This is a genomic window from Pseudoalteromonas sp. GB56 (genome assembly GCF_054923835.1).
Genome location: NZ_JBPCHK010000001.1, coordinates 1,913,261 through 1,935,956, shown reverse-complemented (window position 1 = coordinate 1,935,956; position 22,696 = coordinate 1,913,261). Strand labels below are relative to the sequence as shown.

At 44.8% G+C, this 22,696-nt stretch carries 20 protein-coding genes; 10 read left to right on the top strand and 10 right to left on the bottom strand.

Translation table 11 applies throughout. The features are described 5' to 3' along the window. Position 1 precedes the first annotated feature (1 nt). Positions 2 to 445, top strand: coding sequence for a ferric iron uptake transcriptional regulator (fur, locus tag ACH19P_RS09220; protein WP_462158296.1), 444 nt, complete (start codon positions 2 to 4; stop codon positions 443 to 445). Between the two features lie 223 nt (positions 446 to 668). Beyond that, positions 669 to 1,703 carry a GGDEF domain-containing protein gene (locus ACH19P_RS09215; RefSeq protein ID WP_462158295.1) on the top strand — a complete coding sequence of 345 codons (1,035 nt, stop codon included), beginning with the start codon at positions 669 to 671 and terminating at the stop codon, positions 1,701 to 1,703. Between the two features lie 11 nt (positions 1,704 to 1,714). On the opposite strand, the gene ACH19P_RS09210 is transcribed toward ACH19P_RS09215, so the two are convergent. The 8 genes from ACH19P_RS09210 to ACH19P_RS09175 are packed head-to-tail and all read right to left on the bottom strand — an operon-like array spanning position 1,715 to position 13,646. Further along, the gene (locus ACH19P_RS09210; RefSeq protein ID WP_462158294.1) at positions 1,715 to 3,244 is read right to left on the bottom strand and encodes a glycogen synthase; all 1,530 of its coding nucleotides are present in this window, start codon (positions 3,242 to 3,244) and stop codon (positions 1,715 to 1,717) included. A gap of 28 nt (positions 3,245 to 3,272) precedes the next feature. Beyond that, positions 3,273 to 4,562 carry a glucose-1-phosphate adenylyltransferase gene (gene glgC, locus ACH19P_RS09205; protein WP_462158293.1) on the bottom strand — a complete coding sequence of 430 codons (1,290 nt, stop codon included), beginning with the start codon at positions 4,560 to 4,562 and terminating at the stop codon, positions 3,273 to 3,275. Between the two features lies 1 nt (position 4,563). Beyond that, the gene (locus ACH19P_RS09200; RefSeq protein ID WP_462158292.1) at positions 4,564 to 7,050 is read right to left on the bottom strand and encodes a glycogen/starch/alpha-glucan phosphorylase; all 2,487 of its coding nucleotides are present in this window, start codon (positions 7,048 to 7,050) and stop codon (positions 4,564 to 4,566) included. 5 nt (positions 7,051 to 7,055) lie between these two features. Then, complete coding sequence (glgX, locus tag ACH19P_RS09195) at positions 7,056 to 9,143, bottom strand: glycogen debranching protein GlgX (RefSeq protein ID WP_462158291.1); 2,088 nt, start codon at positions 9,141 to 9,143, stop codon at positions 7,056 to 7,058. Then, on the bottom strand, positions 9,136 to 11,355 hold the full coding sequence (glgB, locus tag ACH19P_RS09190) for a 1,4-alpha-glucan branching protein GlgB (RefSeq protein WP_462158290.1): 2,220 nt from the start codon (positions 11,353 to 11,355) through the stop codon (positions 9,136 to 9,138). The genes glgX and glgB overlap by 8 nt, the downstream gene beginning before the upstream one ends. Beyond that, a complete protein-coding gene (gene malQ / locus ACH19P_RS09185; protein WP_462158289.1) occupies positions 11,348 to 13,042 on the bottom strand; it encodes a 4-alpha-glucanotransferase in 1,695 nt (564 codons plus the stop codon). The genes glgB and malQ overlap by 8 nt, the downstream gene beginning before the upstream one ends. Continuing rightward, entirely contained in the window at positions 13,029 to 13,337 is a 309-nt protein-coding gene (locus tag ACH19P_RS09180; RefSeq protein WP_462158288.1) for a hypothetical protein, read from the bottom strand. The genes malQ and ACH19P_RS09180 overlap by 14 nt, the downstream gene beginning before the upstream one ends. Positions 13,338 to 13,346: 9 nt before the next feature. Continuing rightward, entirely contained in the window at positions 13,347 to 13,646 is a 300-nt protein-coding gene (locus tag ACH19P_RS09175) for an isoamylase early set domain-containing protein (protein ID WP_462158287.1), read from the bottom strand. Positions 13,647 to 14,231: 585 nt separating this feature from the next. Here ACH19P_RS09175 and ACH19P_RS09170 point away from each other — a divergent pair. From ACH19P_RS09170 to ACH19P_RS09150, 5 genes are all read left to right on the top strand, one after another. Beyond that, the gene (locus ACH19P_RS09170) at positions 14,232 to 14,441 is read left to right on the top strand and encodes a hypothetical protein (RefSeq protein WP_462158286.1); all 210 of its coding nucleotides are present in this window, start codon (positions 14,232 to 14,234) and stop codon (positions 14,439 to 14,441) included. A 46-nt stretch (positions 14,442 to 14,487) separates the two neighbouring features. Further along, positions 14,488 to 15,834: an N-succinylarginine dihydrolase gene (astB, locus tag ACH19P_RS09165; RefSeq protein WP_462158285.1), complete on the top strand. Its 1,347-nt coding sequence runs from the start codon at positions 14,488 to 14,490 to the stop codon at positions 15,832 to 15,834. Positions 15,835 to 15,953: 119 nt separating this feature from the next. Further along, positions 15,954 to 16,436, top strand: coding sequence for a transglycosylase SLT domain-containing protein (locus ACH19P_RS09160; protein WP_462158284.1), 483 nt, complete (start codon positions 15,954 to 15,956; stop codon positions 16,434 to 16,436). Beyond that, positions 16,411 to 16,653 (top strand): hypothetical protein, encoded by a 243-nt coding sequence (locus tag ACH19P_RS09155; protein ID WP_462158283.1) that lies wholly within the window; start codon positions 16,411 to 16,413, stop codon positions 16,651 to 16,653. The genes ACH19P_RS09160 and ACH19P_RS09155 overlap by 26 nt, the downstream gene beginning before the upstream one ends. Positions 16,654 to 16,662: 9 nt before the next feature. Next, entirely contained in the window at positions 16,663 to 17,202 is a 540-nt protein-coding gene (locus tag ACH19P_RS09150; protein ID WP_462158282.1) for a DUF2937 family protein, read from the top strand. Between the two features lie 14 nt (positions 17,203 to 17,216). On the opposite strand, the gene ACH19P_RS09145 is transcribed toward ACH19P_RS09150, so the two are convergent. Continuing rightward, on the bottom strand, positions 17,217 to 17,774 hold the full coding sequence (locus ACH19P_RS09145) for a DUF922 domain-containing protein (protein ID WP_462158281.1): 558 nt from the start codon (positions 17,772 to 17,774) through the stop codon (positions 17,217 to 17,219). A 306-nt stretch (positions 17,775 to 18,080) separates the two neighbouring features. On the opposite strand from ACH19P_RS09145, the gene ACH19P_RS09140 reads away from it, so the two are divergent. From ACH19P_RS09140 to sbcB, 3 genes are all read left to right on the top strand, one after another. After that, complete coding sequence (locus tag ACH19P_RS09140) at positions 18,081 to 18,875, top strand: substrate-binding periplasmic protein (protein WP_462158280.1); 795 nt, start codon at positions 18,081 to 18,083, stop codon at positions 18,873 to 18,875. A gap of 266 nt (positions 18,876 to 19,141) precedes the next feature. Continuing rightward, positions 19,142 to 19,696 (top strand): hypothetical protein, encoded by a 555-nt coding sequence (locus ACH19P_RS09135; protein ID WP_462158279.1) that lies wholly within the window; start codon positions 19,142 to 19,144, stop codon positions 19,694 to 19,696. Between the two features lie 516 nt (positions 19,697 to 20,212). After that, positions 20,213 to 21,664 (top strand): exodeoxyribonuclease I, encoded by a 1,452-nt coding sequence (sbcB, locus tag ACH19P_RS09130; RefSeq protein WP_462158278.1) that lies wholly within the window; start codon positions 20,213 to 20,215, stop codon positions 21,662 to 21,664. Between the two features lie 71 nt (positions 21,665 to 21,735). Here sbcB and ACH19P_RS09125 read toward each other — a convergent pair whose 3' ends face one another. Further along, positions 21,736 to 22,620: an NAD(P)-dependent oxidoreductase gene (locus ACH19P_RS09125; protein ID WP_462158277.1), complete on the bottom strand. Its 885-nt coding sequence runs from the start codon at positions 22,618 to 22,620 to the stop codon at positions 21,736 to 21,738. Positions 22,621 to 22,696: the final 76 nt, after the last annotated feature.

Below are 22,696 nucleotides of genomic sequence, written 5' to 3'. Positions count from 1 at the left end.
AATGACTGAACATAATCTAGAGCTTAAAAAAGCAGGCCTGAAGGTCACACTTCCACGGATCAAAATACTAGAGATTCTACAGTCACCTGATAACCAACATATCAGTGCTGAAGATGTCTACAAAATCCTGCTTGATAATAGCGAAGAGATCGGTCTTGCAACGGTTTATCGTGTATTGAACCAATTCGATGATGCCGGTATCGTAACGCGCCATCATTTCGAAGGCGGTAAATCAGTATTTGAATTGTCAGGTTCAACGCACCACGACCACCTCGTGTGCTTAAAGTGTGGTCGCGTTATCGAATTCGAAGATGATTTAATTGAACGCCGTCAAATTGAAATTGCTGATACCAATGGTATTAAACTGACAAACCATTCTTTATACCTTTATGGCGAATGTGTGGACGTTGAAGCATGTAAGCAATACGCCTCAGAAAATGGCTAGTCACCTTTAAGAGTTTGATAAAAACCTGCCCAGTGCAGGTTTTTTTATGCCTCCCTATCACCTTTTTAACGTCTCCTGTTACCCTATGTAGACTCCACACTATTCGCCAACAAAATAACGATCACTCAAAAAGCACAAACGCTTATCTCTACTATAATTCACTGTAACTATTATAGTTACTGCTATATTTGATTAAGTGTTTAGCGCGAAAAGGCTGAGGTACATGCAAGAAGATCTACTTAATTCGGTTATTAAACTCACTAAGACGCGTGATGTAAACTCCTTAGAATATTCGCTTGTTACTACGTTACATGAATTCATACAGTGCAAAGAAATTGCCGTATTTAAAGATATGCAAGACTCTGGGCAACGCATCATTGAGCGCAGCTTGGTGTTGCATTTTAGTGATGAAAAGCGCTATCAATGGGAAGACAATTGCTTCGTTCAGGAACCCGAGCCCGAACTTATTTCTTGTTTACAATCTGCCTGTATTATCACGGTGCAAAGCAATGACGGTATCGAACAACGCTGGCTTCCCATATCCATTTTCGATAAACCGATAGTTGCTATCAAAATTGTGAGTAAGCCTCTGAATTCGAGTCAACAAGTGCTACTCAATGCGTTTTGTCGAATCTATGAAAACTACCTTACGATTCTTAACGAAAATGAGCGTGACAAACTAACCGGCCTGTTAAATCGGCAAACTTTTGAAAGTAAATTCAAACAGTTACTTGAAAAGCAGGTGTTAAGTAGAAAGGCAATTGCCAAAGATAAAAATGCGCGTAAACGCCACCCCGAAAGCTGCTCTTGGTTAGCAATGGTAGACATAGATCATTTTAAGCAAGTTAATGATAGCTATGGCCATGTTTGTGGAGACGAAGTGTTACTGATTCTTGCTCAGCAAATGCGCAGCTTCTTTCGCGCGTCGGACCTTATCTTCCGTTTCGGTGGTGAAGAGTTTGTAATGATCTTTGAACCCTGTCTACAGGCAGATATTAAAGAAAAAATGACGACTTTTATGGAGCATATCCGTTCAACACCCTTTCCATTCGTCGATCAGCTTACGGTGAGCGTTGGCATGGCTAAAATTAGCCCCTATGATTTTCCTATCAGTGTGCTCGAAAACGCGGACAAAGCTTTGTATTACGCTAAAAATAATGGTCGAGATCAGATGCACTTTTTTGATGATTTACTCAATGACGGCTTGCTAAACAACATAGATACAGAGGCCGACAATGACAATGTCGACCTCTTTTAAAGTAATGTAGTTTATGAGTAGAGATGTTCGATGTACGCTTGGGCAGCAGCTTTCCATGTATAACGGCTGCTCTTAGCCTCATTACTCAATTGTTGCCATTGTGCTGGCTCATCTTGAGCCATGACGAGGGCTTGTTCTAATTTAGCCAGCATTGCTTCTAATTGCGCATCCACTGAGGCGCCTTCAAAAACAAAGCCATTGTGTTGATCAAACACCGTATCTTTAAGGCCGCCAACACCATGTACTAAACACGCGGTACCACTTCTCATTGCGAGCATTTGGCTTATACCACAAGGCTCGAATGAGCTAGGCATAAAGAACAATTCACCTAATTGGTAAATTGCATCCCCCAACTCTAAAGCAAAGCCATTATAAAATAGGAAGTTGGTATGTTTACCCATCGCCCTATTGAATAACTGTTCGTAATGAGCATCTCCCGAGCCCAACATGACAAAGGTTTTGCCATATTTATTGAGTAATTCCAAGATATGGTCGATAACGAGCTTGCCTTGATAACGCTGGGCTAATAACGCCACTTTTTGGTGGGTAATACGCCCAACAGAGCAAAGCCATGGACTTATGTCTTGCTTATGCCAATTTTGTGATAGCAGATGAGCAATGTAGTGATTGCTCTGCAAAACAGGTTTTGCACTGAACCACTGGATTAACGCTTCCTCACTAAGTTGCCAAAGTGACTCCAAAGTATATTCAGGCAAAGACTTGTCATAATCACAGCCATTTAAGATGCCCACTAGCCGCCCTTGTTGATGGGCTTGCTGCAAGTCCAACTCCAACCCTTCACCACCGATAAACCCTCGCTGGTGATCGCTTGGCTGCATAACTTCTTCAACATAAGTGGGTGAAACCACATGCACTTTGTCACATAACTGCAGTGCTGCGCGCATCGGGTTATAGCAATGAGCAAAATGCCTGTCACAAATTCGCTGACCATCGTAACCCAACCAAGGGTACCAATGTTGTAACGACGAGTCGTCACCACTAAATGGGCGCGTCCCCTGTAGCGCAAGATTGTGCACCGTGTACACAGCTTTTATCGCTTGTAACTTTTGATATTGTGGCGCATACGCTCTTAACACAGCTAAAGACGCCGCATGCCAATCATGTAAGTGAATGACAGATAAATCACCAAATACACCCGTTGAAATCGCTTCGGCCACTGCTAGCGAAAACAGTGCAAATTTACTGGCATCACCCGCGAAAGGACGGCCATCGGTGTCATCAAAGTAAACGCTTTCACTGTTTAACCAAGGGTGACTGATCACGTAATGGGTCACCCCATCACGTTGCAATACGCGAACAACATCTAATCGTAATTCACAGGATGCAAAATTAACGTTGACCTGCGCGCACAATGTTTGTTGTTCGAGTTCTAGGCTTTGATAGTGAGGTAACACCACGTGCACTTCGCTACCCAGAGCGGCAAGTGCTAGCGAAACATCGCCGACAACATCTGCCACTCCACCTACTTTCGCGCCTTTAATGCTGCTACTTTCAGCACTGACAAATAATACTGCACTCATTTGTTATCACGCTCACATCTAAAATGGGTTATCTTTTCTCTGCTAACGCTGTGAGCATATCACGCGTAACCAAAACGATGCCATTTTTCGAAACTCTGAAGCCGTTTGCTCTGTCCTGTTCATGGTCAACACCGATGTGTAACCCTTCTGGTATTTGGCAACTACGGTCGATAATAGCGCGTTTGATAATGCAGTTACGCTGAATCTTCGCACCAGGCAAAATAACTGACTCTTCAATTTCACAGAATGAGTGCACATAGACGTTCGAGAACAACAAAGATTTGCGTACTGTCGAACCAGAGATGATGCAACCACCTGACACCGTAGAGTCTACTGCCATCCCTCGTCTATCTTCATCGTCAAAAATGAATTTTGCAGGGGGTAATTGCTCCTGATACGTCCATATTGGCCATGTTGGGTCGTATAAATCGAGTTTTGGTTCCGGTGATACCAACTCCATATTCGCTTCCCAGAATGAATCTAACGTACCTACATCTCGCCAATATGGCTGTGTATCAGCTGAGTTTTCGACGCCGTTGTGGCTTGGCTCGGTGAACGGGAACGCAAACACTTTATGCTTGTCGATAATTGCCGGAATAATGTCATGACCAAAATCGCGTCCAGAGCCTTCAGTTTGTGCGTCTCGCTTAAGTTGCTCGAAAAGGAACTCTGTATTGAATACATAATTACCCATCGATGCTAAGCAACGCCCTTCCTTTCCGGGGATCTCATTTGGCTGGTCTGGCTTTTCGTCAAAACGGCGTACACGATTCTCTTCATCTACTGTCATAACGCCGAACGCGCCAGCAGCAACGTCGGTATCAACTTCGATACAGCACACTGTCATATCTGCGCCTGTTTCTACGTGTTTCGCAAGTAACGCACCGTAGTCCATTCGATATACGTGGTCACCGGACAGAATCATGACATAACGCGGTAGTTCGTGACGGATGATATCCATGTTTTGGAATACTGCATCCGCGGTGCCACAGTACCAATCGTCACCATAACGCTGAGATGCTGGCAAAATTTCCACCGACTCACCTAGCTCTTTCTTAAAGTGACCCCAAGCACGGTTAACGTGACGAATCAGTGAGTGTGATTTGTATTGGGTTGCCACGCCAACACGCCTAATTCCCGAATTAATACAGTTTGATAGCGGGAAGTCGATAATACGGTGTTTACCGCCGAAGTAGACCGCTGGCTTTGCCCGCCAATCAGTTAATTCATGCAATCTCGAACCACGACCACCAGCCAAAATCAGCGCGTAGGTGTCACGCGTTAAGGTACTGATGTAACGGTTTGCATAACTTGGCATATTATTCTCCTTGGCTGTTCATAGTGTGTTGTAGCTGCCAAATTTCTTGGCTGTATTGAGCAATAGTGCGATCGCTCGAAAATGGTCCAGACGCTGCGGTGTTCAGCACGCTCATTTGCGTCCATTGATTTTTGTCCTGATAGGCTGTTGCGACCTTTTCTTGTGCATCGCAATAAGAAGCAAAGTCGTAACACGTCAGCCAAGGATCTGAATTTGATTTCAAAACGTTGACGATTGGATTGAATATGCCAGGTTCACACAAGTTGAAATGACCGCTTTCAATCAGTGCAATCACCGCGCTTAAGTTTTTATCATTGTTGATGATTTTCATTGCGTCGTAATTTGCGCGAATGGCATCAACTTCGTCCACTTGGGCACCGAACACAAAGAAGTGTTCTCCGCCAAGCGCTTCGAGCATTTCCACATTGGCGCCATCGAGTGTGCCGATCGTCAACGCACCATTCATCATGAACTTCATATTGCCCGTGCCCGAAGCTTCTTTACCGGCGGTTGAGATTTGTTCCGACAAATCTGCAGCGGGGCAAATCGTTTCCATAGCGGTCACGTTGTAGTTGGGCAAAAATGCCACACGTAACCAAGGCTGAGCCTTAGGATCGTCATTAATGGTATGTGCGACGTTGCAAATGAGTTTGATGATCTGCTTAGCCATGTCATAACCCGGCGCAGCTTTACCGCCAATGAGCACACAACGTGGCACCATGCCCTGCGTATCACCATCACAAATACGACGATAAAGGTGAATCACGTGGAGAATATTGAGTAGCTGACGTTTGTATTCGTGTATACGCTTTACTTGCACATCAAACATCATCTCTGGGTCAAAGGTTACGGCACATTGTTTTTCAACCAATTCGCATAACTTTTGCTTATTCTCGTATTTAACTTGAGCCCAGTCCTTTAGTAAGGACTTATCATCGTAATAACGGCGTAACTGGCTGATCTCGGCAAAGTCTTTCACCCAATGATCGCCAATTTTGCTGTTAATCAGCTCAGCTAATTTCGGGTTGCAGTGCGCTAACCAACGTCTTGGCGTAACCCCGTTGGTTTTGTTGTTAAATTTATCAGGCCACAGTTCATAGAAGTCTTTGAATAATTGTTCGCGTAGTAACTGGCTGTGTAATGCCGCAACGCCATTAACAGAATAACTCCCCACAATTGCCAAATAAGCCATGCGTACTTGCGGATAGTCACCCTCTTCTATCAGTGACAAATCGCGTTGCTTGTCGCTGCATCCAGGCCACTTCTTTGCCACTTCGACTAAAAAGCGAGCGTTTATTTCATAGATGATTTCCATCAAACGCGGCAGTAAACGCTGGAACAGAGCTACTGACCAACGTTCGAGCGCTTCTGGCAGCAAAGTATGGTTCGTGTACGCCATGGTTTTAGTCGTAATTTCCCACGCTTTGTCCCAATCGAGCTGATGTTCATCCACCAGCAAACGCATTAACTCCGCTACAGCGATGCTCGGGTGCGTATCATTCAGTTGGAACACGTGATAATCAGCGAACTCACTAAAATCTTCGCCGTTTATCGAAATCCAACGATTAATTCGGTCTTGTAACGATGCACTACACAGGAAGTATTGCTGACGTAAACGCAGCTCTTTACCATTCTCCGACGAATCATTCGGATACAAGACCATGGAGATTTGCTCTGCCAAATTCTTTTTCGCGACGGCTTCGGCGTAGCCACCGGCATTAAATTCGCTCAAATCGAACTCATCGGTCGCTTCACTTTTCCATAAACGAAGCGTGTTAACGACATCATTGCCACACCCAGGTACAGGCACATCGTATGGCACCGCGAAGACATCATGGGTATCAACCCACACACGGTGCAAACGTCCTGCGGGGTCTTTATGCACATCAACATGACCAAAAAATTTAACCCGCACTGTTTTATCTGGTGCTGGCAACTCCCAAGGATGGCCTTCGTGCAGCCAATGATCAGGTTGTTCAATTTGGTAGCCATTTTCGATACGTTGGTTGAACATGCCGTATTCATAGCGAATACCATAACCTGTCACTGGTAACGCCATCGCCGCGCAGCTATCTAAGAAACACGCAGCTAAACGCCCCAAACCACCGTTCCCGAGTCCGGCATCGTGTTCTGCTTCGCCAACACGTTCGAGTTCGGCGCAATAATTTGCAAGGGCTTCTTTTACTTCCGCTTCCATCTCTAAGTTTAAGATGGCGTTGTTTAAACTACGGCCGATCAAAAACTCTAACGACAAATAGGCGACAGAGCGTTTGTTTGCATTTGATTCTCGTGTTTGACGCATGCGCGCTACCAGACGGTCACGGATGGTCAGTGCCAACGCTTGATACAGGTAATGCTGTGATTCCCCAACTTTATCGCGACCTAAGGTGTAGTGAAAATGTCTTGCTAGATCATCTGCTAGCGTTTGTGTGTCCAATAATGGCGCGTCTTGCCAATCTACTGGATGGCATACAGTACGTGTGGTCATCGTTTCTATCCTGTTACTTGGTGCCATTGAACATTACTAAACACCCAACTACTGCATGGGGTCAGTGTGATTGTGTCGCTCGGTTGCAAAGGCGCTTGAGCGGTGCTTGCATGTGTATTGACGGAGTCATCACTGCCTAACAGCAAATGCCAATGGCTAAAGGTTTGCTGTTCTAATTTGGGCAGCGCAATGACTTGAGTTTGGTTAGCGCGATGCAATACCAAACACACATGCTTATTTGTGTGTTTATCAACTATGGTGTGGATCAACGTATGTAATTTTGCATCGTGCCAATCGCTACTTTGCATGGGGGAGCCATCTGGGCGATACCAGCCAAGGTCAAAGCGCGGATCGTCATCGTGCACATACTGATCATATTTAAAGATTGAAAATGCGCTTCTAATACGCTGTAAGTCACTAATAAATAGCGATAATGGGTGATAAGTACTCACATCATTCCAAGATAACCAACTGATGGCGTTGTCTTGGCAATAAGCGTTGTTGTTTCCTCCTTGAGAGTGCGCCATCTCACTGCCAGCGCTGAGCATTGGCACACCTTTAGATAGCAATAAGCTGAGCAACAGATTCTTCTGTGCTTTTACTCTGAGCGATTTAATTTCGAGATCAGAGCTGATGCCCTCCACACCAAAGTTAAAACTGAAATTAGCGTTATGACCATCGCGATTATGCTCGCCATTGGCTTCATTGTGCTTCTGCTCATAACTGACAAGATCCGCCAAGGTATAACCATCATGGCTCACCACAAAGTTAATCGTGCTGCTGGGTGCGCGGGTTTTGAAGATATCTGCAGAGCCGTGTAAGCGTTTGGCCAAGACGCCTAACATATCGTTATCACCACGCCAGAATCGACGCACGACATCACGATATTGGTCATTCCATTCTCGCCAAGGCGCACTAAAACCACCCAGCTGATACCCGCCTGGGCCAATATCCCACGGCTCCGCTATAAGTTTAGCGTTACTTAATACAGGATCTTGAGCAAGGCATTGAAAGAAAGCGTGGCGAGCGTTAAAACCGTGTTTATCGCGCCCCAAGATCGCCCCTAAATCGAAGCGAAATCCATCCACTCCCATAACTTCGTACCAATAACGCAAGCTATCTAGCACCAAGCGCAATACATGAGGATTTTCAATGGCGACGGTGTTGCCACATCCTGTGTCGTTAATGTAATGACCTTGCTTATCTAAGCGGTAGTAACTGGCGTTGTCTATGCCGCGAAAATGACAACTCGGTCCATGCAATGCCCCTTCACAGGTGTGGTTGTAAACCACATCAATGATCACCTCTAAACCATGCTCATGTAATTTGTTGACCATGGTCTTAAACTCGGTGATGACATCCATCGCATGTTCTCTTGAGCTGTATCCTCGGTGCGGTGCGAAGAAACTTAAGGTGTTATAACCCCAGTAATTACTGAGCTGCAAAGGGGCTAAAAATGGCTCGCTGATGAATTCATGCACTGGCATCAGTTCCACGGCAGTCACACCTAAGGCCTTAACATGGCTGATAAATGCCTCACTCCCCAATGCTGCATACGTGCCCCGGTGCACGGTATCAATATCACCATGGCGAGCAGACCAACCTTTGACATGACATTCGTATAGAACAGTATCAGCCCAAGAAATATTAGGCCTTTGCGCACTATATGGGGTGTAATCCGCCACCACAGACTTTGGCATTAAGTGGGCATTATCTAATGGGCATAATTTCCCCATTTCGTCCATCACTTGATGGCGTGAACTGGTTTCAAACTCACCGTGGAGCGCATAGCTATATGGATCAATTAAGAACTTATGAATGTTGTACAAGTGCCCGTCACTCGGCGAAAACTCACCAGCCACTCGGTAGCCATACAACTGCCCTTTTCTAATACCATCAATTTGCACATGCCACAGGCCCGCTTCTGCTTTAAACAAAGCTATACGCGCTATTTCTGAGTGACCACTGTGGTCATACAAACACACATAAACGTGCTGGGCGTGTTGAGCAAACAAACAAAAATTCACGCCCATGTCATTAACCGTAGCGCCCATTTTGCTTGTATGCCCTGCTCTGGCAGTCCAACTACTCACCGTCTTGCTCCCACAGCAAATACACAGATGCCAAAGGAGGAATAGTCAAGACAATAGAGTGCGTTTGCCCATGCCAAGGCTGCGCCTGCGCTTCAATCACACCAGCCTCATCGCCAACAACATGTACGTCACTGCCGCCAAATTGAGCATGATCACTATTAAGCAATACCGTGTATTTGCCTGCATGCGGCACGCCTAAACGATATTCATGGTGGACCGTTGGCGTGAAGTTAACCACTTGAATTACGTGTTGGTTTTGGTCTTTGGAAATACGGGTAAAGCTGTAGATACTGTGCTCAGTATTGTTTCCATCTAACCAATTAAAGCCTTGATCATTCGCATCATTTTCAAACAAAGCGCGATATGTGCGATAGGTGTTGTTCAGCGCCTTCACCCACTTTTGCACACCTTGATGGCTATCAAACTCGAGTAGATGCCAATCTAACGATTGGTCATGATTCCATTCCGCCACCTGAGCAAATTCGCCCCCCATAAAGAGTAATTTCTTACCTGGATGAGCCCACATAAAGCCAAAGTACGCACGTAAGTTTGCGCATTTTTGCCACATGTCGCCGGGCATTTTATTTACCAGTGACCCTTTACCGTGCACCACTTCATCATGACTAAGTGGCAATACATAGTTTTCACTAAATGCATACACTAGTGAGAATGTCATTTCATGATGGTGGTACTTTTTATAAATCGGATCCAGCTGCATGTATTTTAATGAGTCATTCATCCAACCCATATTCCACTTGTAGCCAAAGCCTAACCCGCCGCCATCGACAGGTTGGGTTACACCAGGCCACGCGGTAGACTCTTCCGCAACCATCATCACTCCCTGATTGCGGGCGTAACACACGCTGTTCACTTGCTGCAAACACCCTATCGCCCCCAAGTTTTCTCGGCCGCCGTATTTATTGGGCAGCCACTGGCCACTTTGACGGCTGTAATCGAGATAGAGCATGGATGCCACCGCATCGACGCGTAAACCGTCGACTGCGTACTGCTCAAGCCAATAGTTCGCATTAGAGACCAAGAAAGAGCGCACTTCTTGACGGTCGTAATTATAGATATAGGTATTCCAGTCAGGATGAAAGCCTTGGCGCTTATCTGCGTGTTCATACAGATGTGTGCCATCAAATCGTGCTAAACCGTGCGGGTCGCTTGGGAAATGTCCAGGCACCCAATCTATTAACAAACCGAGTCCGGCATCGCGGCATTGCTGACAAAAATAAGCAAAGTCGTCTGGGGTGCCAAATCGTGCGGTGGGCGCAAATAGGCCTACACACTGGTAACCCCAAGAGCCATCAAATGGAAATTCACACACCGGCATTACTTGAATATGCGTAAAGCCCATGTCTTTTGCATACGGGATCAACTCGTGAGCGAGGTCACGATAACTCAAATACTCGTTGCCCGCTTTGCGACGCCAAGACCCAAGATGCACTTCATAAATACTGATGGCAGCGTCAATGGCATTGCGTTTTTCGCGCTGCGCGTAATCTTGCTGAGTAAGTTCGACTGAGTGTTGTTGATTGACCACGATAGAAGCGGTCGCCGGCGGTCTTTCAGCAGCAAACCCATAAGGGTCGGCCTTTTCCAACACTTCTCCAATCGCACTGACAAGGTGATATTTATAACGACTGCCTGTTTGTACGTCAGGGATAAATATGGCCCATACACCACTGTCATCAAGTCGTGTTAATGGGTGCTGTCTCTTATCCCAGTGATTAAAATCACCGAACACGCTGACCGCTTTAGCATTGGGTGCCCAAACACTAAAGCGCACTCCGGTGATGCCATCAATGGTCATTGGATGCGCACCGAAGTGTTGTTGTGCGTGTTGGTCTTCCCCTTGGCGAAAGTAATACAAGTCATCTGCACTCAATCCCAAGGGCAAACTAAAGGCATCAAAAGTGCGTACTGTGCTGTGGGGATACGTGGCAACTAATTCGTATTGCTTAAATTCTTTTTCCACCGGTAGAACAAAAAGCGCAGTATTCTTATAGCGCTGTGCTTGGTGTAATTGGGTGCCCATGACTATATCTAGCTTTTCAGCCCCGGGCTTAAACGCGAGGATATACCATTGTTCGTCAATACATTGATGTCCAAGTAAATTTCTTGGTTCACCGACTTCTGCGCGTTCCAGCGCCTCAACTGCGTTGTCTAGCGCTGGTTGCTTAATTTTTACTGTTGAAGAATCAACCATTTCTATGCCTATTTAATTCTTTTAATAACTCGCTGTGTCCACTGATTATGCGCTTTGCATGCTGCGATAATTGACGCCGCCAATTTGGATATTCTTTGTCGGTACCAGGGACGTTCAGCGCTACCTGTTGACCATCTAAGTCATCTAATTGCAGCGTAAAGAGGACACACGGTGATTGTGCTAACACACAACACAAAGCTTCATAGATAACGTCACTGCGCGTTTGCAGATTCACGTCGAAACCGTGTTTGTTTAAAAAGGTAATTAATCGCTGCTGCACAACGATACGTTCATCTTTTAGCTGGGTCACTTGAGCCTGAGTTAACAAATTCAGCGCCAAACCTTGGTCAACATCTCCACCCAACCACCAACTCGCGAAAGGCGGTAAATCATGGTTACTAATCATTAGTAGGGTCAGTTGTCTTAGCTGATCGGGCTCAATAAATGCGTCATGGTCTTGGCAAAAGTAATACACCGTATTCGAGGCGATATGACTCTGCGCTAATGCGTCTCGTACTTCATGAGGTACGACACCCAAATCTTCACCAATAATGGCGCACTGATGCTGGTGGCTCAAAATCTTCACAGCGCTCAATAGATGATCGAATGGGTAGTAGACATAACACCCTTGGTTTTCACTGAGGCACCACCACACTCGCCGAAGAGCCATAACGTGGTCGATGCGCAGCGCCCCCACATCCTTCATATTGGCCCCAAGTAAACTGCGAAAATAGGCGAACTGCTTATGGGCAATACGTTTAGGGTGCAATGCGGGCATTCCCCAGTTCTGTCCATGACGTGCAAATGGATCCGGTGGCGCGCCAATTTCAGCTCCCTCAGTGAATTGCGGTGCGAAATTCTCGAACTCACCCGAACTACGGGTCACGCCAACAGCAAGGTCGTTGATTAGCCCTATTTTCATCCCACAACGTAACGCAGTCTCTTGGCAATATTTACGCTGCTGCCAAGCTTGCCATTGTAGATACTGTTCAAAATCACCACTTCCTGTGGGTAATGACGCCAATGCAGTCGCATGCTGGAATTTAAAATGATCGAACTGTTCTCGACGTTGGGCGCTGGCACAGTCACAAAAGTTGCGATATAGCTGCTGCAACAAAGGCCATTTCAACGCATACACTGCGTCGTAATTTAACCAGTGCCCGTAATTTGCATCGCGATATTGCGCATGCGCTTGGCAATGGCGTTCTTTTAAGTCATCGTCACAATCATCACTTAACAACACCGAGATATATAATGGATGAAGCAGTAACCGACTGACTGGGCTGTATGGGCTGACTGCTGCAGTGTCGTCGGTATCCAATAAATGCAAAGGGTTTAGCAACACATAATCAATTCCATCTTTTGCAGCAGTTTGCAGCATAAGCGCAAGGTCTTGAAAATCGCCGATACCCACTCCTTGTTCACTGGCGATGGTGTACAAACCACATGAAATACCCAAGTGCTTTTTATCGGTGAACGGTACGTCGTATGCGTGCTTAGGTACCCACCATAGTTGCGTGTGGGTGGCATGTGTTCCCAACTTTACTCTTGCATCGTAAATGCCAACAGGTAATTCATTGAAATCGATTGCAAATTGAAGTCGCAAATAACGCTGCTCATTAATAACATAATCACCGCTAATCACGCCTTGTGATAGCGGCCATTGCCAACGCTTACTTTTGATCATCGAGTGTCAGCGAAATATTTGCAGACGCATTGTTATAGTCTGACTCACTCACTTTAACGGTCAAAACTGGCATATCTTGTTGTACGAGCGTTATGTCATCTACAAGGCGTGTCCATGGTTGTGCATCAAGTTCAAAATTTAGCGCATTCAACGCTGGAATATCATTTGCGTCGATGGCCATTGCAGCCAATGCTTTACGGCGAACCTCTTCGTCGAAGTGCATCAACTGACCATCGTAGCTCGTGTATTCATAGCCTACTCCCATAAGAAAGCAGGCTTGTGAAAATACATCCATGGCTTCTCACTAACTCGCGAATGTTGATACAACGCTATTGTCGCTGCCAAAACCATTAGCAACATAAGCATCAGCTTTGTGATCGTTATCCCATTGTTCGTCATTAATTAAATAGCGAAAGTGAAATTCGCTGTCTTTAGGTAGGCGTAACTTAGTTCTGAAGGTTTGATCCTTCTTTGAATACTGCATTTCAACAGGTTGCCACTCATTAAACTCAGCAACTAGTTGCACCGCCTGTGCATCTGGGTGTGCATATTCAAATGTTACTTCGGCTTCTTCTTTGGTTTTAAAAAAGCGCTTTTTTAGCATAGTTGGGCTCCAAACAATGGTTGTGTATTTGACCGCCACATCAATGTGCTATGGATACTGCTCAGCAAATCGGTGTGCTTGCAAAGTATTGTGAATAAGCCTAGCAGTGAATTATGGATGCTATATGACAGTGCATTGATTGCTCCAAAATGGTGCAATAAAGTGTCATTTCTCCCTATTTTCATTGGCTTCGGATATCCACTTCAGTTACTCAGCAGGATAAGTGCCAACTTTGACCCCTAAACAGGAACATCAAAGTGGACGGATCACTTACCTTTTGGACTTTATACAGGTACATTTAAACTGTTATAAAGCAATTCAAACTAAAGTCCAAATCTGTGCAGAGCACAAATATTCCTCACCAAAATAGTGCTTGCAATACACTTTAAAATTCAAAAAACACTTTAACTAACTGTTTTTTATTAACTTTAAATAAATGGCATAAAACTTCCTTCTGCTTCTACGCACCCGCAATAGGTCAAAGGAACACAATCATGAAAAATATTCTAGATACCCTCTATTTGCTGTGGCACTTGGACATAGATACCTGGCAAATCCATGAATTTCCCAATCGAGGTGATTACCATGAATGAACTATCGTCCCTATTACCACTGTTATTAACACATAAGATGACAGTGACCGAAGCATCAGAGCGTACGCATTTGTCTAAGCGTTACATTTATAAAACCATTCGTCAGCACGCTAGCAAGAGGCGCTCATTGGCACAAAAACGCAAGAGCCTGCTGGATGAATTGCAGCGAATTGAATTGGCACTCGCTCATCAGGTCACCTGAACAGCGATGTTCTCCATCCTTTTAGACGGACCACACAGAGAAACATATGTCGTATAAAGAAGTAAATTTTGATGGCCTAGTTGGCCCAACTCACAATTATGCGGGCCTATCCTTTGGCAACGTAGCCTCTGCTCGATTTGCAAGCCAACCTTCCAATCCCAAATCTGCGGCCCTGCAGGGTCTAGCAAAAATGAAAATGCTGAGTGACTTGGGTTTACAGCAGGGCGTGATTGCCCCCCATGCCCGCCCAGCACTGCATCTTTTGCGAAATCTGGGGTTTTCTGGCACAGATAGCCAAGTGGTTGAAAAAGCATTCGCATATAACCCAGTATTAGTTAGTAGCAGCTTTTCTTCTTCAGCAATGTGGACAGCAAACGCTGCAACAGTATGTCCATCCACAGATTCTAATGATGGTAAAGTACATTTCACTGCTGCAAACTTAAGTAATAAATTACATCGTTCGATTGAATCAACACTGACATCTAAGATTCTCAAAGCCACCTTTGCAGATGAAGAGTGCTTTAGTCATCATAACGCCCTGCCGATGCATGACTATTTTGCAGATGAAGGCGCTGCAAATCACACTCGTCTTTGCTCACGTCATGGCGATAAAGGTTTGCACTTATTTGTGTACGGGCGAGAAGCATTCAATCTTGATGCTCCAGCACCGAGCAAATATCCAGCACGCCATACCAAAGAAGCATCTGAAGCCGTGGCGCGGTTACATCAAATTGACGTACAACAATCGTTGTTTGTACAGCAAAACCCCGATGTCATAGACCAAGGTGTGTTTCACAATGATGTTATCGCTGTGGGTAATGAACGCATGCTATTTTGCCATGAACAAGCCTTTGTGAATCAAAGCCAGACCCTTAGCCATATCAAAGAAGCGTTCGCAAATGTAAGTCAGGGTGAAGAACTTATTGTCACACAAGTAACAAACGACCAAGTGAGTATTGATGATGCTATCGGCAGCTATTTATTCAATAGCCAACTAATTACCCTCAACAGTGGTGGTTTTGCGCTTATCGCCCCTGGCGAATGCCAACGTATTGACAAGGTCAATCAATACTTACAACACTTGGTCGCACAAAACGTGCTCGAGAAAGTTCATTACGTAGACTTAAAGCAAAGCATGCAAAATGGTGGTGGTCCTGCCTGTCTTCGTCTACGCGCGGTGTTAAATCAAACTGAGCTCGCTAGCGTAAACCCGCAGTGTTTGTTAGATGAGCCATTGTACTTGGCGCTTACAAACTGGGTGGAAAAACACTACAGAGACAGGTTAACGCTGGACGACCTGCGCGACCCACAGCTAATTTGTGAAAGCTATCAAGCGTTGGATGAATTAACACAGATTATGGCGTTAGGTTCAATTTACGATTTTCAGATGTAAAAATTATTCAATTTAACTCATTGAAGAGAAGACAGTTTACATTTATGTACACTGTTTTCTCATCCTATTTTATGAGTTTGTGCTAGTCTTTAACATGGGTCAAAAACCGAGAGGATGCCATGGTAAAGACAATGTCCTTGTTGCTTAGAAATCAAGCCACTGTGGCTATTATCTTGTTGTTTGGCTCCTCCTTTCCCCTATGCGCACAAACCACCGTCTATCATTACCTCAATGAAGACGGGGTGCCTGTATTCACGGATGTAAAACCCAAAGTCAGTGGCTTTGAGATAATCAAATTAAAATGTGACGAATGCGATTTAGAATTAGCAGACTGGCGCCGCACTCCCCTGCATCCTGACAAGTATCATGAACAATTGCGTTCAGCCGCGCTGGAACATGGGATAGATTTGGCTCTACTCAAAGCCATTGTGCATGCGGAGTCGGGATTCAACCCCAAAGCAGAATCTGAAAGAGGCGCCAAAGGGCTCATGCAGTTGATGCCACTGCTCATTAAAGAGTTCAATTTGGATGACCCTTATGAATCCCAGCACCAATATCGCTGCGGGTGCAGCTTATTTGGCATCGCTCTTAAAGCGCTTTAAAGGCAATAGTAAACTCGCTGCCGCTGCATACAATGCTGGCCCCAGTAATGTGGTGTATTACGGGGGTGTTCCTCCATTTAAACAAACAGAAGCATTCGTGCAACGAGTTGATATTTTGCGCGGACGTTACCGCCAGCACATCGAGGATGTAGGTTTAGCGCCCTCGCAATTTATAGCCATCGATGACACACTGGAAACATCAATCACTGTTCCGTAAGTTTTGTTTATGATGTTCAACTTTGTTAGGTGGTGCCGTAACTACCTGAGACTGTCTGTATTTTTTATCGCTGCTTTGGTTGGTCTACAAGTACCCGGATTTAAAAACGATTATGGGCACGCCCTCAGAAGTGCCTATTCTGAAGCACAATTAAACATGGTGCCTTTTGCGCGAGATGCACAGCGATTCTTTGACGGCTCGTTGGAAGAGTTATTGGCGCACTATCAAAAGAGTAGCGACCCGGTTTACGCCAAAGGCGGTGAAAACCTAGCCTTGCTACTTGAGCGTGAAAAGGAACTAGAATCGGCCTTAGAAGACTTTAACCTGCACCCATACATTCATTTAGTGAAATCCCCAATATTGAGTATTTCGAAGCAGGTTTATAACAATTACACCCCACAAATACAGCTTGATTCCGAGGCGTTAATCAGTTCCGTCGTGTTTGCATTGGTAGTCAGTTGGACAATCGAGGCCTTGTTTCTGATGTTATTGTTAACGTTAAGTCGAACAACTAAGTACGTGTTCAAGAGAAACCACGTCACCGAGTGACGTGGCGTGCTGAATTACTGCAAATGATCGTTGAGCCACGCATGCTCTGTGCGGCCAAATTCCGTTTTTTGATCGAGCAGTCTTAGTTGAGTCGCTAATTCATTTTTCACTTTGGCCGCCAACTCATCAGCCTGACTCTTTAGTTTCTGACATTTTCCTACCTCTGGCATGTGTGAAAGTTGATCATCCAAAGACTGGGCGGCGGCTCTGACTAACTCACCTTTTTGATGTTGATATTGCGCCAAATTAGGAAACCATTTTGACCACACCTTTTTAACCTCATCATTTTGACTATCGAGTTTTGGTAAGGTGTATTGCAAATCCAATGTAGTGGTTACTTTATTTACTTCACACACACGTGAGCGGCTACTAAATCTAAATTGATAATCGATCTCATAGGCCGTATTCGCATGCACCACTTTATCGTCTTTTTTAGCGGGTGAAGCCGCATCTAACGCTGCTTTTAAGTCTGTTACGCTATCTGCGATGACAGGATAGCTGCTTGTTTTTTCAGTCACGTCTAGCTCAGCAAATGCGGAAAATGATAAAAGTAATAAAAGAATGTATCGCACTGTTATTCCTTATAGTACGTATTGTTAAGTGCTTAATAATAGATGGCTAAACGGCTTTATACCACGCCGACCAGACACTTTTATTACAACCGCTATTCGTTCTTTGAATTTATTATTCATTAGTTAAGTACATTGTCTGTGCGTGCACTATGCCCATTGGGGTAGACGAAAGTAGTGCTTGTTTCCAATGGAGGAAACTTCGACAATGGCGACGTTAATCAGCTAACATTAGCTTAGATGAACCTGTACCTAGAATTTTTGCTCACTAGTCGTACACATTCCTTTTTACTTTTTTAGGAAGAGTCATTGATAGTTAAAAGAGTCAAACGTGTTTTGCACGTACTGCGAAAACTTTCGCTTTTATTTCCACTAGCATTCACTGCCCATGCCATCAGTGGCGATACCCCCCTAGTAGTTGCGCTCCCAGATTCTGGTTATCCACCTTACGTCATCGTTGATGACACGCACACAACAGGTATTTTGGTCGAGTCGATTAAGCGAGCATCACTTGATCTGGGAATAAAAATTAACTTTGAATTTTTACCTGAAAGACGCTCCCTCAAGGCCTTACAGGAATGTTCCATTGACGCACGTATGGAATCTCACAAATGGAGTGATTCCCCTGATTCTTATCTGTGGTCACACCCCATTGTCGAAATTGAAGACGTTTTAATTGCGAACAAAGGCGACTCTCACACTATTTCTGCGCTCGATGACTTAGTTGGCCACGAGATTATCACTCACATTGGTTATAGTTACCCAACGCTTGAGCGCTACTTTAAAGCAGGCACAGTAGTTCGTTCAGATAGGTACCAAGAAAGTGAAATGCTGCGCGCGTTGCTTCGTCCATCGCCCAACAGTAGAAGGCTTGTAATCATGGATCGCAATGTTGCTTTGAGCTTCATAAACCGTGAGCCGCAGCTAAAGCAAAACCTAGACTTTATTGATTTAGTCATCGCAACAGCGCCGCTGCAGCTGCAATTTTGTAACAATGAACTCAATAGCAAACGCGTCACTTTGCTCAACGAACAACTCAGAGCTTTGGAATCCTCAGGAGAGTTAAGTAATATAAGACAAGTGTTTTTATCTAACCATAACTAGCTGTTCACATTAGAAAAACCCGTCTCTATTGACCCATCCCAGCCTCTCAAATAGAAATCTATTTAATCTAGTCAAAACAGGTGTGAATTATAATTCATCGGTCATTAGAACGTGAGTGCCAAGTTGCCCCTTGAACTATTAATGCTATTTTATTACAATTTATTTTTCCATATTTTTCAATGCATTAACGTACCTTAATTTGAAATTTTTCTAATAAGTACCACCCGCTTGATACCTAATAATAACCAAACAACAAGGAAATAATAATGAAAAAGGCTCTATTGCTAGCGCTGTGTATTTTTAACTTTCAGGCGCTTGCTCTGGGTGGGTTTGATTCCCTTAGTTCTAGCGAGCAACAATTTATAAATTCAGTTATGGACGAGCTAGGGCTCAAAGACTCAGATAGCAGCGCAAAGATGAAAGTGTATGACTCCATATCATATGTTTTCGAAGGTTCATGGGATTCTTATTGGCTCGGGCTAAATGAACTAAGTGCCAGCAAATACAAAGATGGGTTGGAAAAAGGTCTGATTGAGATGTCTATAAACAACTCAAACCACGGCACTATCTTTTTAACGTTCGTTTACAAACCTGAGACAAAGCAAATTATCATATTCAATAAGCAAATCAGGCACGGCTCAAAGAAAACACTCTTGAACGAATTTGAAAAGCGAAAAGCGGATGACAAGTATAAAAAGCAACATGAAAAAGATAATTACGCATTGCTTCAAGAACAAGGCCAAGTTGATTTTGAATATTTCCACGTAACGGGTGACACAGGTTCGTTAGTGTATTCGTCACAGCTTTATATAGACCTGTAACTAACATTTTGTATATAGAAATGCTGCCGATGGAGCTGGACTGTGGTTCTCTCTATCGGCTTTTTTTTACAAATCACCGTCCGCACAACGAATACGTTCAACACAAATTCCAGCCCATATCCCAAGAGTAGCAGCTCAAACTCAGCCCTTATTTACATTTCGAAAGACGATTTTTGTGTTTAGGGCGTGTGTTGTAGCAATTCAATATCCAATAAGCCGTTTAAATACGCTCCCTGTGTGGTTGGTCATTTCTACAAATAGTTATTATCCCATCAATGTGATTGCAAATTCATCAAGCACCTTGGTCTATCGCTGATACATATACTCTTAGGCTACGTCGATGTGTTAGTATGCTGAGGTAAAGTTCTTTGCCAGAAAGATTGCACAATTGAAATTTAATTTAACCGAAAAGCGTTTTTCGTACTCGAATTAACGCCCCGCAATCATCAATCACAATAACAAAAATAACCGGCAACCCAAATTGGCTAAGAGCCCATAATTAAAGGGATAAAAAAAATGGTAGAGCATAGTAATTCTAACAACCAGCCCACCATCTACTGGCACGATTATGAAACTTGGGGCGCAAATCCTCAAAAGGACCGTCCAAGCCAATTTGCCGGTATTCGCACGGATCTAGATTTAAATATCATCGGTGAGCCGCTGATTGAGTATTGCCGTCCTGCGCCAGATTATTTACCGCATCCACAAGCCTGCTTGGTCACGGGTATTACCCCACAACATGCGCTGCGTCATGGTTTATGTGAAGTGGAGTTTATCAGCAAAATCCATGAAGAATTTAGCCAACCTAACACCTGCGTTGCCGGCTATAACAGCATTCGTTTTGATGATGAAGTCAGTCGTTACACCTTTTATCGTAACTTTTTTGACCCCTACGCTCGTGAATGGCAAAACGGCAACAGCCGCTGGGACATTATTGACTTGGTTCGTGCCTGTTATGCACTGCGCCCTGAAGGCATTAATTGGCCTCGAAAAGAAGACGGTAGCGTGAGTTTTCGACTTGAAGATTTGACCAAAGCCAATGGCATTGAACACGCGGACGCGCACGATGCTTTGAGTGACGTGAAAGCCACCATAGCGTTGGCAAAAATCATCAAAGATCAGCAACCTAAGTTGTATAATTTCTTCTTCGGCCTGCGTAACAAAAAGGCGTTATTGCAGCTTGTAGACGTGTTTAATATGACGCCGCTCGTGCATACCTCTTCACGTATTCCTGCAAGCCAAGGTTGCACAACCTGGGTCGCGCCGATGAGCTTTCACCCCACGAACAAAAATGCCGTGGTGTGTTTTAACCTTGCTCAAGACCCACAGCCATTACTGGATTTATCGGTGGAGCAATTAAGAGAATATCTTTATACCCGCCACGACGAACTGCCAGAGGGCCAAGCTCCCATAGGTTTGAAACTGATTCATGTGAACAAGTGCCCTATTTTAGCGCCAGCAAAAACGCTGCTACCTGAAAACGCTGAGCGTTTAGGCATTGACCGCCAGCAGTGTTTAGAACACTTGAAGTTTCTACAAGCGCACCCTGAACTCAGAGACAAAGTCGCTGAGGTGTTTAACGATGAACGTGATTTTGGTGGTACAACGAATCCTGACTACCAACTTTATAGTGGCTTTACGAGCAGCAGCGACAAAGCCAAGTTCGATATTATTCGTAGCACTCAGCCACTTGAGCTAGCAAATTTAGAGTTGGATTTTGAAGACCCTAAATACCATGCCATGCTATTTCGTTATCGCGCCCGTAACTGGCCCGAAACCTTAAGCCCGAGCGAACTTGAATCGTGGCGAAAATACTGTCAAAACAAATTGTTGCATGGAGAAGACAGCCCTTCAATCGGTGCTGAGGACTTTATGTTGAACCTGGAAAACTTAGTTCATGAAAATGAAAGTAATGAGCACAACATGGCTGTGCTTAAAGCGCTCTATCATTACGCCCAAAGCTTATAACAATGGGCGTAATTAAGGCGCGTTGACCTTTACTTAGCTATTCAGGCAAGCCTGAACCTGCGTCGCATCGCTTATTTGCTAGGGTTTAGCTTCTCTAAACGCGCCAACAAGCTTGAGGTGTCATAGCGATTGCCGCCAATCGCTTGCACATCAGCGTAATATTGGTCTACCAAGGCAGTTAATGCCAACGTAGCGCCATTATTACGACCTTCTTGCAGTGCAATGCCTAAGTCTTTACGCATCCAATCTACTGCAAAACCAAACTCGTATTCGCCTTGCCACATAGTTTTATAGCGGTTTTCCATCTGCCAAGAGCCGGCCGCACCTTTTGAGATAGTCTCTATCACTTTTTCGCCATCCAGCCCGGCCTTTTTAGCGAAGTGAAGACCTTCCGCCAGACCTTGCACCACACCGGCAATACAGATTTGGTTGACCATTTTACACAGCTGACCGCTACCAATATCGCCCAGTAACTCACTAAAACGGCTAAACGCCGCCATTACGGGTTGCGCTGCAGCAAACGCATCTGCATTGCCGCCACACATCACAGTTAACACACCATTCTCAGCGCCCGCTTGACCCCCAGATACCGGCGCATCAATAAATGCGATGTTCTTCACTTTGGCAGCTTCACCCAATTCACGGGCTAAATCTGCAGATGTTGTAGTGTGATCAACCAAGAATGCGCCTTCACTCATCCCCGCTAACACGCCATCGTCCCCGTAAATAACGCTGCGTACGTCGTCATCATTCCCAACGCATACAAACACAAACTCTGCATCTTTTGCTGCTTGCGCTGGAGTGGGAGCCCATTGGCCACCGTATTGCTCAGCCCACTTTTGCGCTTTTTCCTGTGTGCGGTTATACACGCACACTTCATGACCTGCTTGTTGAAGATGACCCGCCATTGGGTAACCCATGACACCTAAACCGATAAAGGTACATTTTTTTGACATAATTCTGACCTATTTCCCTGCTAACCTCGATAAAACGCACAAAGTATAACAAAGCCAAGGACTAAAAACGCCTTGT